Origin of the sequence: Rhodococcus globerulus NBRC 14531, assembly GCF_001894805.1 — a bacterium.
In the GTDB taxonomy this organism is placed as follows: Bacteria; Actinomycetota; Actinomycetes; order Mycobacteriales; family Mycobacteriaceae; genus Rhodococcus_F; species Rhodococcus_F globerula.
On the sequence record NZ_BCWX01000004.1, the window covers coordinates 427,128 to 439,096 of the forward strand.

General features: G+C 61.2%; 10 protein-coding genes. 5 read left to right on the forward strand and 5 right to left on the reverse strand.

From position 1 onward, the window contains the following. The first annotated feature begins 37 nt into the window (after positions 1–37). A complete protein-coding gene (locus tag RG2_RS22600; RefSeq protein WP_033233697.1) occupies positions 38–1,660 on the forward strand; it encodes a long-chain fatty acid--CoA ligase in 1,623 nt (540 codons plus the stop codon). Between the two features lie 57 nt (positions 1,661–1,717). On the opposite strand, the gene RG2_RS22605 is transcribed toward RG2_RS22600, so the two are convergent. The 5 genes from RG2_RS22605 to RG2_RS22625 form a co-directional block, all read right to left on the reverse strand. Further along, entirely contained in the window at positions 1,718–2,344 is a 627-nt protein-coding gene (locus RG2_RS22605; RefSeq protein ID WP_033233698.1) for a TetR/AcrR family transcriptional regulator, read from the reverse strand. Between the two features lie 13 nt (positions 2,345–2,357). Continuing rightward, positions 2,358–3,119, reverse strand: coding sequence for a 3-hydroxyacyl-CoA dehydrogenase (locus RG2_RS22610; protein ID WP_033233699.1), 762 nt, complete (start codon positions 3,117–3,119; stop codon positions 2,358–2,360). A 28-nt stretch (positions 3,120–3,147) separates the two neighbouring features. Then, positions 3,148–4,341 carry a thiolase family protein gene (locus RG2_RS22615; protein WP_033233881.1) on the reverse strand — a complete coding sequence of 398 codons (1,194 nt, stop codon included), beginning with the start codon at positions 4,339–4,341 and terminating at the stop codon, positions 3,148–3,150. 557 nt (positions 4,342–4,898) lie between these two features. Further along, positions 4,899–6,185, reverse strand: coding sequence for a sensor histidine kinase (locus RG2_RS22620; RefSeq protein ID WP_051730424.1), 1,287 nt, complete (start codon positions 6,183–6,185; stop codon positions 4,899–4,901). Between the two features lie 107 nt (positions 6,186–6,292). After that, a complete protein-coding gene (locus RG2_RS22625) occupies positions 6,293–7,141 on the reverse strand; it encodes an SDR family oxidoreductase (protein ID WP_371851330.1) in 849 nt (282 codons plus the stop codon). A gap of 293 nt (positions 7,142–7,434) precedes the next feature. On the opposite strand from RG2_RS22625, the gene RG2_RS22630 reads away from it, so the two are divergent. From RG2_RS22630 to RG2_RS22645, 4 genes are all read left to right on the forward strand, one after another. Further along, on the forward strand, positions 7,435–8,442 hold the full coding sequence (locus tag RG2_RS22630; protein WP_033233700.1) for an AurF N-oxygenase family protein: 1,008 nt from the start codon (positions 7,435–7,437) through the stop codon (positions 8,440–8,442). A gap of 22 nt (positions 8,443–8,464) precedes the next feature. Next, a complete protein-coding gene (locus RG2_RS22635) occupies positions 8,465–10,162 on the forward strand; it encodes an FAD-dependent oxidoreductase (protein ID WP_033233701.1) in 1,698 nt (565 codons plus the stop codon). Positions 10,163–10,276: 114 nt separating this feature from the next. Beyond that, entirely contained in the window at positions 10,277–10,753 is a 477-nt protein-coding gene (locus RG2_RS22640; protein ID WP_033233702.1) for a Zn-ribbon domain-containing OB-fold protein, read from the forward strand. Continuing rightward, positions 10,750–11,940: a lipid-transfer protein gene (locus RG2_RS22645; RefSeq protein WP_033233703.1), complete on the forward strand. Its 1,191-nt coding sequence runs from the start codon at positions 10,750–10,752 to the stop codon at positions 11,938–11,940. The genes RG2_RS22640 and RG2_RS22645 overlap by 4 nt, the downstream gene beginning before the upstream one ends. The last annotated feature ends 29 nt before the right edge of the window (positions 11,941–11,969 follow it).

The following is an 11,969-nucleotide window of genomic DNA, read 5'->3' on the forward strand; positions in this document are numbered from 1 at the left end:
GGAAAGCACAGGATCGCATGACACCCAGGAGTAGCCCATGCTGAGCACGATGCAAGACGCCCCACTCTCCATTGCTCAAATCCTGCGGCACGGAGCCTCCGTCCACGGTGACGCCGAGGTTGTGACCTGGACCGAAAGTGGTCCGCGCCGTACGTCGTATGCCGAGGTGGGACGTCGCTGCGCTCAGCTGGCACACGCACTGCGCGGACTGGGCGTCGACGGGGATCAGCGAGTGGCCACGTTCATGTGGAACAACTCGGAGCACCTCGAGGCGTACCTCGGCATTCCTGCGATGGGCGCTGTCCTGCACACCCTCAACATCCGATTGTTCCCCGAGCAGCTGATCCACGTTGCCAATCACGCCGAGGATCACGTGATCATCGTGGATCCGTCGCTGATCCCGTTGCTCGCACCCCAACTGCCTTCGCTCACGACCGTCAAGCACATCATCGTGACGGGCTCTTCCGCCGCCGGCCTCGAAGCGCCCGCCGGTGTTGAGGTACACACGTACGAAGGCCTGATCGCGGAGCAGCCGACAGAGTTCGACTGGCCCGAACTGGACGAGCGCAGCGCTGCCGCGATGTGTTACACCTCCGGCACCACAGGCGACCCCAAAGGTGTTGTGTATTCCCATCGTTCGATCTACCTGCACTCGATGCAGGTCTGCATGAGCGACGGACCCAACCTCAAGCAGGGCGACCGCGCACTTGCCGTCGTTCCGCAGTTCCATGCGATGTCGTGGGGACTTCCCTACGCCGCGTTCATGATCGGCGCTTCGCTGATCATGCCCGATCGCTTCCTCCAGCCGGCTCCGTTGGCCGCGATCATCGCCAGCGAGAAGCCGACGTTCGCCGCCGCGGTCCCCACGATCTGGCAGGGTCTGCACCTCTACCTCGAACAGAATCCTCAGGACATCTCGTCTATGCGTGAGGTTCTGATCGGCGGCTCGGCAGTTCCGCCGGCACTGATGCACGCGTTCGAAGACGATCACAACGTCAGCGTCCTGCATGCGTGGGGCATGACCGAAACCTCGCCACTCGGCTCCGTGGCTCGCCCGCCGCTCGGTATCACGGGTGACGAGATGTGGAAGTACCGATACTCGCAGGGCCGCTTCCCCGCATCCGTCGAAGCACGCCTCATCGACGATGACGGCAAAACTGTTGCCCACGACGGCGTCTCCGTTGGCGAGCTCGAAGTGCGCGGCCCCTGGATTACGGCGTCGTATTACGGTGTCGAGGCAGCAGACAAGTTCAACGACGGCTGGCTCAAGACCGGCGACGTCGGATCCATCACTGCCGACGGCTTCCTCAGCCTCTCGGACCGTTCCAAGGACATCATCAAGTCGGGCGGCGAGTGGATTTCGTCGGTCGACCTCGAGAACGCAGTCATGGGTCATCCCGATGTCACGGAAGCAGCTGTAATCGGCATTCCCGACGAGAAGTGGGATGAGCGACCGCTGGTGGCGGTAGTCCTGCGCGCGGATTCGGCAACAACGATGGCCGAACTGCAAGAGTTCCTCTCGGACAAGATCGCAAAGTGGCAGCTTCCCGAGAACTGGGCTGTGGTGCAGGAAGTTCCGAAGACGAGTGTCGGCAAGTTCGACAAGAAGCGTCTGCGGGCCGACTACCACGACGGCGGACTCAACGTCACGCGGCTCTGACACAGGGTAAACACCACAAGGCGGGCAACAGGTCTTAAACCTGTTGCCCGCCTTCGTTTACGGTCGATACCCGACTGTATGAAACGCGATGTCGACGTACTTCTCTGCCAATTGGGACGGCGACATCGGACCACCGGTCTGGAACCAACGTGGTAAAGATTGAGCCATTCCGAGTATGGCCCGGACGGTTTCTTCGGTGTCGGTGACCGAGAAATCTCCTGATGCCACACCGTTATCGACAATCCTGCGCATCAGCAATTCGAGTCGCTTGCGACTGGCCGCGTATCGGCTTCGGCTTTCCGGCGAGACATGCCGGATCTCGGTGTCCAACGCAGCGTGATGCGCCCGATGAGTCATGTACAGAACGATCGCCTCGACCACCAGCGCAAAGCGCTCCACCGGTTTTTCTCCGGCTTCTGCTTCTGCCGCTTCGGTTCTGGTATTCAGTTCGCTCATCGATACGTCGAACAGCGCGACCAGAACGGCCTCTTTGTTCGCGTGGTGATAGTAGAGCGCGGGAACGGTTACCCCGACGCGGTTGGCAATCTGCCGCACAGTTGTGCCGTGGTAACCGTTCTCGTTGAACAGTTCCAGCGAAGCCGTCAGGATGTCACTCATCAACAGCGGCGGAAAAGACCTCCAGTCCACTGCTACCGAATCTACACTCATCGCTTCGCCAGTCATCTTGTCTCCGAAATTACCGCGGTGCCATACGGATTGCACCGTCGAGGCGGATCGTCTCTCCGTTGAGCATCGGGTTGGAGACGATGTGCGCTGCGAGTGCACCGTACTCGCTGGGGTCACCCAAGCGGGAGGGGTGCGGCACCTGAGTACCGAGCGACGCCTGAGCCTCTTCCGGCAGGCTGGCGAGCAACGGCGTCTTGAACAGGCCAGGAGCAATCGTGTTGACGCGGATCAGCAGCGACGCGAGGTCGCGGGCGATGGGGAGCGTCATACCGACAACGCCGCCCTTGGATGCGGAGTAAGCAGCCTGGCCGATCTGTCCGTCGTATGCTGCGACCGAGGCGGTGTTGATGATGACACCCCGCTCGCCGTCAATGGGCTCGGTCTTCGAAATGCGCTCTGCAGCAAGGCGAAGCACGTTGAACGTGCCGATCAGGTTGACGTCCACGACCTTCTTGAACGCGTCGAGGGGGAATGCGCCCTTCTTGCTGACGGTCTTGATGGCGTTGCCGATTCCGGCGCAGTTGACCGTGACGCGGATCGGTCCGAGGGTCTCCGCGAGATCGAGAGCGGCCGACACAGCTGTCTCGTCCGTGACGTCGGCCGCAGCGAAGCGAACGCGGTCGCCGAGTTCCTTGGCGATGGCCTCACCGTTGGAGGACGGCAGGTCGATGATGACGACGCTGGCGCCGTCGGCGAGAAGGGCTTTGGCGGTGGCCAGGCCGAGCCCGGAGGCTCCACCGGTGACGACGGCTACGCTGTCGTTGACGATCATGTGATTCCCTTTCGAAAGATGTTGTGTGTCAGATACGTTCGATGATGGTGGCGTTTGCCATGCCGGCACCTTCACACATGGTCTGCAGGCCGTAGCGTCCGCCGGTGGCCTCGAGGTGGTTGACCATCGTCGTCAGCAAACGCGTGCCCGAGGATCCGAGTGCGTGGCCGAGCGAGATGGCTCCGCCCCACGGGTTGAGCTTGGCCGGGTCGGCACCGAATTCGTGTGCCCACGCGAGTGGCACGGGCGCAAATGCTTCGTTGACCTCGTAGGTGTCGATGTCGTCGATGCTCAGTCCTGCGCGAGCAAGGACCTTGTGGGTGGCCGGGATCGGTGCGGTGAGCATGAAGACCGGGTCGTCGCCCATCACGGAGAACGAGTGGAAACGCGCTCGGGGCGTCAGACCCAGCTTGGAGGCCATCTCTTCGCTCATGATCAGAGCAGCCGAAGCGCCGTCGGTGAGCGGTGAGGAGTTGCCGGGAGTGATCGACCACTGTGCTTCCGGGAAACGAGCTGCGTACTTCTCGGAGTAGAACGACGGCTTCAAACCGGCCAGGCCCTCGGCGGTGGTCGATGCGCGCACAGTCTCGTCGACGGTGTGCGAAACGGTCTCACCAGCGGCATTGGTCACCGAGATCGGCACGATCTCCTTGTCGAACAGTCCCTCCGCCGCCGCAGCCGCAGCGCGCTGATGGGACTGAGCCGAGAAAGCGTCGAGCGTGTCCCGGTCGAACTTCCACTTCGCCGCAATCAGTTCAGCCGAAATGCCTTGGTTGACCAAGCCCTCGGGGTAGCGAGCGGCGATACCGGGACCGGATGCGTCCTTACCCACCGAGGTGAACCCCATAGGTACACGGCTCATGGATTCGACACCGGCGGCAATCACGATGTCGTACGCCCCGGCGATAACGCCCTGAGCGGCGAAATGTGCTGCCTGCTGGCTGGATCCGCACTGGCGGTCGATCGTAGTGGCAGGCACGGATTCGGGGAACCCAGCCGAGAGCACGGCCGTTCGGGTGATGTTCAGTGCCTGCTCGCCGGCCTGACCGACACAGCCGCCGATGACGTCGTCTACCAGCGCCGGATCGATGCCGTTGCGCTCGACGATCGACCGAAGTACGTGGGCCAACAGTTCGACGGGATGTGTCCCGGACAGTGCCCCGCCTGGCTTGCCCTTGCCTGATGCGATCCGGACTACATCGACAATCACTGCCTTGGTCATCTTCTTCGTTCCCTTCGAGGACGTGCACTTGAGACGGTCCGGCACCCAAGACGCATGCATCAGGCACCGGACCGAGATCATGTTGCGCAAGCCAACCACTGACTTAGCGCTCGTTAAATAGCTATCATGCCAGAGATGCCGGCGTCAATGGCAACCACTGGGATCGATACGGGGCGGACAGGGGGCAAGGAGGCGCCCAGCGACGGAGTCGGCAGCGCTACGTTCGACCGTGTAGTGGCCCTAAACCAATGAGCCCGAGATGTCCTCACCAAAAGGAATTAACACCAAAGTATTAGGAACGCGATCCCGCATTCAAGCCACCTCTATGAATCGAGATTCCGCACTTCGCCAAGAGACAAAAGAAGCACTCTTCGCGGTGGTTCTGCACAACTTTACCGAAGGTTATGAATAACGCGTAGCTCATCAGCGCATTTACTACAGGGGAATGAGCGACTCGCCTAACGTGTCGCGAGAAAGAAGAACACTGAGAACACGAAGGCCAACACGATCATCGAGAGACGTCCTGGTTGAATCTTGCCCGATTTGCCGCGGGGTAACTATCCGATGATCTGGCCGGCAGTGGGAATGACTGCCTTTACAGTCCAACCGTTGTCGTTGGGTCCGGCGAGAAGGGTTCCGCCAAGAAGGGTGACGCGTTCACGCATCCCCGAGATTCCCAGACTCTGACCGTCTGTCGCGGGTGTTCCTCTGTCGGCAATATTGGTGACGTCGACGCTGATCGAATCGCGCTCACGTCGCACAGTCACTGTCGCGGAACTTTCCGGCGCGTGGCGAAGAATATTCGACAATGCCTCTTGTACAACGCGATAGGAGGACAGTTGCACGGCACTGTCGAGTTCGGTGAAGCTATCCTCCAGATCGAGTTCCAAGGACGGTATGGACGCTCGACATCCCTCCACGAGTTCCGGAATATCGGCGATCATCGGTTGGGGGTACTTGGGATCGGCCTCGCCCAACCGCAGAATCCCCACAGTTTGACGCAAACTGTTCAGCGCCCGGTCGCCATGGTCGATCACACCACCGAGCAGTGCCTTAGCTTGCGCCGGGTTGGAGGAAAACAATTTGTCGGCCGACCTCGCCTGGATCAGCAGACCCGTGAGGTGATGAGCGGCGACGTCGTGCAATTCACGCGCCATATTCTGCCGTTCCTCTGTGATCGCATCGCTTATTCGCGCGTCGCTGTTCAACTGCATTTGCTCGATGGCTGCGGCACTGGCGGATGATTGAGCTCGATATCTCTGCACAACTTTCCCGATAACGATCATGACCGCGTAGCTGGTCATGATATTCACCGCGGGTGCTAACAAGAATTCTGGCAAATCCCCAGCCGGGACCTGAGCAAGCGTCATGCTTTCACCAGCGTCGCCCGGTCGAAATCTGGTCGTCATCCACAGATCAGCGAGCATTCCGGCAATCGTCAGTAGTACCAAGCGACTTCCGGAAGTTCTCCCAGCCATGACGATGATCGCAAACCAATACAGCGGAGTGGCCGCTGCTACTCGGTCCTCGAACAGCAGGGCCAAAGCGACGGTGCCGACGAGAGTCAGAAGATACATCCACACCGGATGCCGCCGACGGAAACATGCGGCCACTGTCATGACAGTCAGAATGAGCACTGTCGTGATGAGAACAACCGGGTCGTCCGCGGCCGACTCTCCCGAATAACCACTACCCCGCGCCACCGACCAGGTTGCAACGAGCATCCACACGAGGCTGAGAATTCCGGCAGTGAGCGCCAAGACAGCTGGGTTCCGCGATAGAATTTCGCGAGCACTCAGCGAAATCTTCTTGACCCGCGCCGGTTTCCGGCGAATGTCTGCCACTGGCTATTCCCCTACTTCATTTCTCGATCAAGTTTTGCGCGCATTCGCCGTCTTCAAAGTACGCCATACCCTCATTTATTTACCCGATACTTCGGCAGCGAGTACTTTCAGATTCCAGAACGTCGCACGAATGCATCTGTGGCAGAGGGTGATATAGCGCCAATGACCCTGAGCAGGCCGGCATAGCGTGGATACAACTCGATCGGACGCGTTTCGATTGCCCGCAGGATCCACGACGCTGCCTGCTCCGCGGTCAATGCCGGTTGGCTGACGTATTCGGCGGTTGGCGCAATCATCGGCGTGCGAATCAGTGGAAATTGCACGGTACTGACGGCGACGCCCGTGCCATGACACTCTGCGCCGAGACTACGGCCGAAGGCACTGAGCGCAGACTTCGACGCGTGATACGCACTGAACCGTGGCATCACGCCGGCGCTCACACCCCACGTCCCGACGTTGACAATATGTCCGGCACCGGCCTCGAGCATTGACGGCAAGAGTCGAAGCGTCAGCCGCGCCGGACCGAAGTAGTTGAGCGCCATCGTGCGCTCGTAATCATGAAACCGTTCTACGGAATCGGCGGCACTGCGGCGGATCGAGCGGCCCGCGTTGTTGATCAAAACGTCGACGGTCCCGAACTGGTCGGCTATCGCGTCGGCAAGTTCGTCGACGCTTTCACCGTTCGAGAGATCCGCGGGTAGAACGTGAGCCCACCCTCCCTCTCGGTGGATGTCGTCACGCACGCGCTCGAGTTCGTCAATGCCTCGGGCAACCAGGATCATCTCGGCACCACGAGCCGCCAACATGTGCGCGGTTGCCTCCCCGATACCGGACGACGCCCCGGTCAGCACGATGGTTCTCTCCGAAAGGTCGACGCGGGGGCGCGGAAGCAGCGAACCAAGCCTCGTGGGCGGATTCAACACGAAATTGCCCACCAGCCTGCTGATCATCGTCATCGCCTGTCCTTTTCTATAGGTTGACGAGATTACCGAGCAGTAAGTTATTGCGCGCCCATACGCCAGAAGATCGCGGAAACGCCCACGAAGCAGCAGGCAAAGCGTGACCCACAAAGCTACTGACCAGTAGCTCATGCCGCTTGTCGATCGAGAACTGTCTGGGACTAGCTTTTCCTGATACCTGTGGTTACATTAAAGCCAGACCGAGTGCCTGCGATCACACGAACCGGCCCTCGATACCACCGAAACCGCACGTAAGACCAGCGGTGACCGCGACAAAGAGGGAGACGCACATGACGCTGACAACGCCGTTCGACAAGAACGCGGAAGCATCCGACGACTCGTACAACGAGACACTTCGCCTCCTGTCCGAAGGATCCGTGAACAAGCACTTCGATCCGTATCTCGATATCGACTGGGATGCCCCCGAATTTGCGGTCACGCCCGGCGATACGCGCTGGATCCTCCCGGCTGAGACGGATCCGCTCGGCGCCCACCCGTGGTACCAGGCTCAGCCGATCGACAAACAAATCGAAATCGGGATGTGGCGTCAGGCCAACGTCGCGAAGGTCGGCCTGCAGTTCGAGAACATCCTGATCCGCGGCATGATGCAGTACGTTTTTTCACTTCCCAACCAGTCGGCCGAGGCACGCTACTGCACTCACGAATCCGTCGAAGAGTGCAACCACACCATGATGTTCCAGGAAATGGTGAACCGCATCGGCGCCGACGCTCCGGGCATGAATCGCGTGATGCGCATGCTGGCGCCGTTCATCCCACTTGCTGCCGGCCCCTTCCCGGAACTCTTCTTCGTGGGTGTCCTCGCAGGCGAAGAACCTATCGACCACATCCAGAAGAGCATCCTGCGCTCCGGGGGCGATATCCACCCGATCATGGCGTCCGTCATGGCAATTCACGTTGCCGAAGAAGCGCGTCATATCTCGTTTGCGCACAAACTTCTGAGCCGACGCATCCCGCTGATGTCGCGGCCGAGCCGCTTTGTCCTGTCGCTCCTCTTCCCGATCACCATGCGAATCCTGTGCGATGCCATCGTGATTCCGCCCAACACATTCTGGAAGCAGTTCGACATCCCGAAGTCCGTCAAGAAGGACTTGTTCTGGGAGCTACCGGAATCGCGTCAGACGCTGCGCAACTACTTCGGCGACGTCCGCATGCTCGCAACAGAGACGGGTTTGATGAACCGCGCGTCGCGATTGGTGTGGAAGGCCTGCAAGATGGACGGCCGCGCATCACGTTTCCGCAGCGAACCCCACCGCAGCGCACACAACGCTGCCGCCTAATCCGAGATCGGACCCAACCGCCATGCCACACGTAGTCACGCAGTCCTGCTGCAGCGACGCCTCGTGCGTCTACGCCTGCCCGGTCAATTGCATTCATCCGACGCCGGACGAACCGGATTTCCTCACCGCCGAGATGTTGCACATCGATCCACAGGCCTGCGTCGACTGCGGCGCATGCGTCTCGGCCTGCCCGGTCGACGCCATTGTTCCCGAGTCGAAACTGGCTGAACCGCAGCGGGTTTTCCTCTCGATCAACGCAGATTTCTACAAGGAGCAGCGGCCCCGCCCGTTACTTGCCAAGGTGATCCCAGCCGCGACTATCGACCAGGGGCGTCCGCCGCTGCGAGTTGCGATCGTCGGCTCCGGTCCGTCCGCGATGTACGCGGCAGACGAGTTGCTCACGCAACCCGGTGTGCAGGTCAACGTCTTCGATCGGCTACCCGTTCCCTACGGCTTGGTTCGCGCCGGCGTGGCACCTGATCATCAGAAGACCAAGCAGGTCACGCGACTGTTCGACAAGATCGCCGCGCAGCGGGGTTTCGAGTTCTACCTCAACGTGGAGATCGGTAAACACCTCACTCACGACGAACTTCTCGAGAACCACCATGCCGTTCTCTACGCAGTCGGCGCTTCATCCGATCGCGGCCTTGGCATCCCGGGCGCAGACCTCCCCGGAACTGCGTCGGCCACCGATTTCGTGGCCTGGTACAACGGTCATCCCGATCATGTCGACGATGTCTTCGACCTTTCACATCGGCGGGCCGTCATCATCGGAAACGGCAACGTCGCACTTGACGTTGCCCGCATTCTGACGGCAGATCCCGAAAAGCTGGCCGGCACCGACATCTCTGCTCACGCGCTCGCAGCGTTACGGAAGAGTCGGATCGAAGAAGTAGTGATCGTCGGCCGACGCGGAATTGCGCAGTCTGCCTTCACCGTTCCCGAGTTCACCGGCCTGTTGGCGCTACCGGATATCGAACTGTCCGTCGGCCCGGACGACATGGTTCTCGACCCGATCACCGAGAAAGCCGACTCACTGCCGCACGCTGTCGAGCAGAAACTCCGACTCCTCGAAGCGCTGAAGAATCGCGATCATGTCGAAGTCGGAAGCAAACGCATCACTTTGCGCTACCTACTGACGCCAACCGAGATTTCCGGTGAGGACCGCGTCAGCGGGATCGAATTCGAGCGCAACACGCTTGTCGACGCCGACGGGACTGTCCGCATCGAACCCACCGGAGATACGGAAACCATCGATGCCGGCCTGGTACTCACGTCCATCGGATACCGCGGTGTACCCATCGCGGGTGTTCCATTCGACGAGCGCACCTCGGTTATCCCGAACGAGGGAGGCCGCGTTAACGAGGCACCCGGCGTGTACGCGACGGGCTGGATCAAGCGCGGACCAAGCGGCTTCATCGGCACCAACAAATCCTGCGCACAGGAAACCGTCCGGATGCTCGTCGACGACTTCAACCACGGACGTCTGCGTACCCCGGCGCCCGACACTGCTGCCCTCGATCGGCTGGTCCGGGCGCGACAGAATGGCGTCGTCGATCGAGCCGGTTGGCATGCCATCGACAAAGCCGAAGTCGATCGCGGCGTCGCGCACGGACGCGTTCGGGAGAAGATCCTCGACCAGGGTGAAGTGTCGTCCATCGTCGGAGCTGCAGGCCAGGTGAAACCACCACGTCGAAAGCTCTGGAAAGCGTCCCACTGACCGAAAATTTCGCCCCATCTGCGCTGCTTATCGTGTAATACTGCAACCTGTTCCAGTAAGCGGCACAGCGAGCCACGATCCTCGGATCCGGCACGCCCACCAGATGAGGTTTGCATGAGCGAGACTGCAACGTCGGCACCGAGCGGCAGCGTGACACCTGCGGTGGAGGGTTGGTTTACTACCGGCCCCGAACCTGCTCTGATCGGCACGAAGTGCCAATCCTGCGGCACCATTTCCTTCCCGCGCGAGACCACGTTCTGCAAGAACCCGAGCTGCTCGGGTGAAGAGTTCGGCGACGTCGAACTTTCCCGCCGGGGCACGGTCTGGTCGTACACCGACGCGCAGTACCAGCCGCCGCCGCCGTACATCCCCAGCTCCGACCCGTACGTGCCGTTTGCACTGGCCGCCGTCGAATTGCCCGAGGGCATCGTCATCCTCGGCCAGGTAGCCGACGGATTCGGCGTCGACGATCTCAAGGTGGGTAATACCGTCGAATTGGTTGTCGAGCCGCTGTACACCGACGAAACCGGAGTTCGTACGACGTGGCGCTGGAAGCCTGTCGCCGCAGCTGATCAGGAGTCGCAGTCATGAGCAAGGACGTCGCAGTACTCGGTGTAGGTATGCACCCCTGGGGCAAGTGGGGCCAGTCGTTCGTGAAGTACGGCGTTGCCGCCGCACGCGCCGCCCTCGCTGATTCCGGCGTGGACTGGAAGGATGTCGACTTCATCGTCGGCGGCGAAACCGTCCGCAACGGATACGGCGGATACGTCGCCGGAGCCACGTTCGCTCAGGCCCTCGGCTGGAACGGCGCTCGCGTCGCCACGTCGTACGCAGCGTGCGCGACGGGTGCGCAGGCACTCGACACAGCTCGCGCCCGAATCCTGGCCGGCCTCAGCGAAGTTGCCTTGGTCGTCGGCGCAGACACCACGCCGAAGGGCTTCCTCGCTCCCGTCGCCGGTGAGCGTTGGGACGACCCGGACTGGCTGCGCTTCCGCCTCATGGGCATGACCAACCCGGCGTACTTCGCACTCAATGCGCGTCGACGCATCGATCTGTACGGCGCCACCGCCGAGGACTTCGCAAACGTGAAGGTGAAGAACGCGAAGCACGGTCTGAGCAACCCCAACGCGCGTTACCGCAAGGAAGTCACCGTCGAGAACGTGCTGGCATCCCCCGTGGTGTCCAACCCGCTACACCTCCTCGACATCTGCGCCACTTCGGACGGCGGCGCAGCCATCCTGCTGACGTCCATGGAATACGCCCGCAAGATGGGCATCGCGGAACCTGTTCGCATCAAGGCGATTTCGACGGTCACTCCGACGTTCCCGCAGACGATCATGGACATGCCGAACTTCTCGACCGACTCCAGCTCCGCGGTCTCGGCTCCGGAGCGCACGTTCAAGGAATCCATCGGCTACGCGGCGTACGAAGAAGCCGGCATCTCCCCGGAGGACGTCGACGTCGCCGAGGTCTACGACCTCGCCACGTCCGTCGAACTCGACTGGATCGAAGACCTTGCACTCTGCAAGCGCGGCGAAGCCGAACACCTCCTGCGCGCAGGCGACACCACCATAGGTGGCCGCATCCCGGTCAATCCGTCCGGTGGCCTCGCCTGCTTCGGTGAAGCTGTTCCCGCCCAGGCACTTGCGCAGGTGTGCGAGCTCACCTGGCAGCTGCGCGGACAAGCCGAAGGCCGTCAGGTCGAAGGCGCCCGCATCGGCATCACCGCCAACCAGGGCCTCTTCGGCCATGGCTCCTCGGTGATCGTTTCCGCTTAACCCGCCTTACTGTCGTGGCGGTCGCACAC

Bases quoted from the DNA above. Each gene is read 5' to 3' on its own strand.
- RG2_RS22600 (WP_033233697.1), top strand. From the start codon at position 38: ATGCTGAGCACGATGCAAGACGCCCCACTCTCCATTGCTCAAATCCTG.
- RG2_RS22605 (WP_033233698.1), bottom strand. From the start codon at position 2,344: ATGACTGGCGAAGCGATGAGTGTAGATTCGGTAGCAGTGGACTGGAGG.
- RG2_RS22610 (WP_033233699.1), bottom strand. From the start codon at position 3,119: ATGATCGTCAACGACAGCGTAGCCGTCGTCACCGGTGGAGCCTCCGGG.
- RG2_RS22615 (WP_033233881.1), bottom strand. From the start codon at position 4,341: ATGACCAAGGCAGTGATTGTCGATGTAGTCCGGATCGCATCAGGCAAG.
- RG2_RS22625 (WP_371851330.1), bottom strand. From the start codon at position 7,141: ATGACGATGATCAGCAGGCTGGTGGGCAATTTCGTGTTGAATCCGCCC.
- RG2_RS22630 (WP_033233700.1), top strand. From the start codon at position 7,435: ATGACGCTGACAACGCCGTTCGACAAGAACGCGGAAGCATCCGACGAC.
- RG2_RS22635 (WP_033233701.1), top strand. From the start codon at position 8,465: ATGCCACACGTAGTCACGCAGTCCTGCTGCAGCGACGCCTCGTGCGTC.
- RG2_RS22640 (WP_033233702.1), top strand. From the start codon at position 10,277: ATGAGCGAGACTGCAACGTCGGCACCGAGCGGCAGCGTGACACCTGCG.
- RG2_RS22645 (WP_033233703.1), top strand. From the start codon at position 10,750: ATGAGCAAGGACGTCGCAGTACTCGGTGTAGGTATGCACCCCTGGGGC.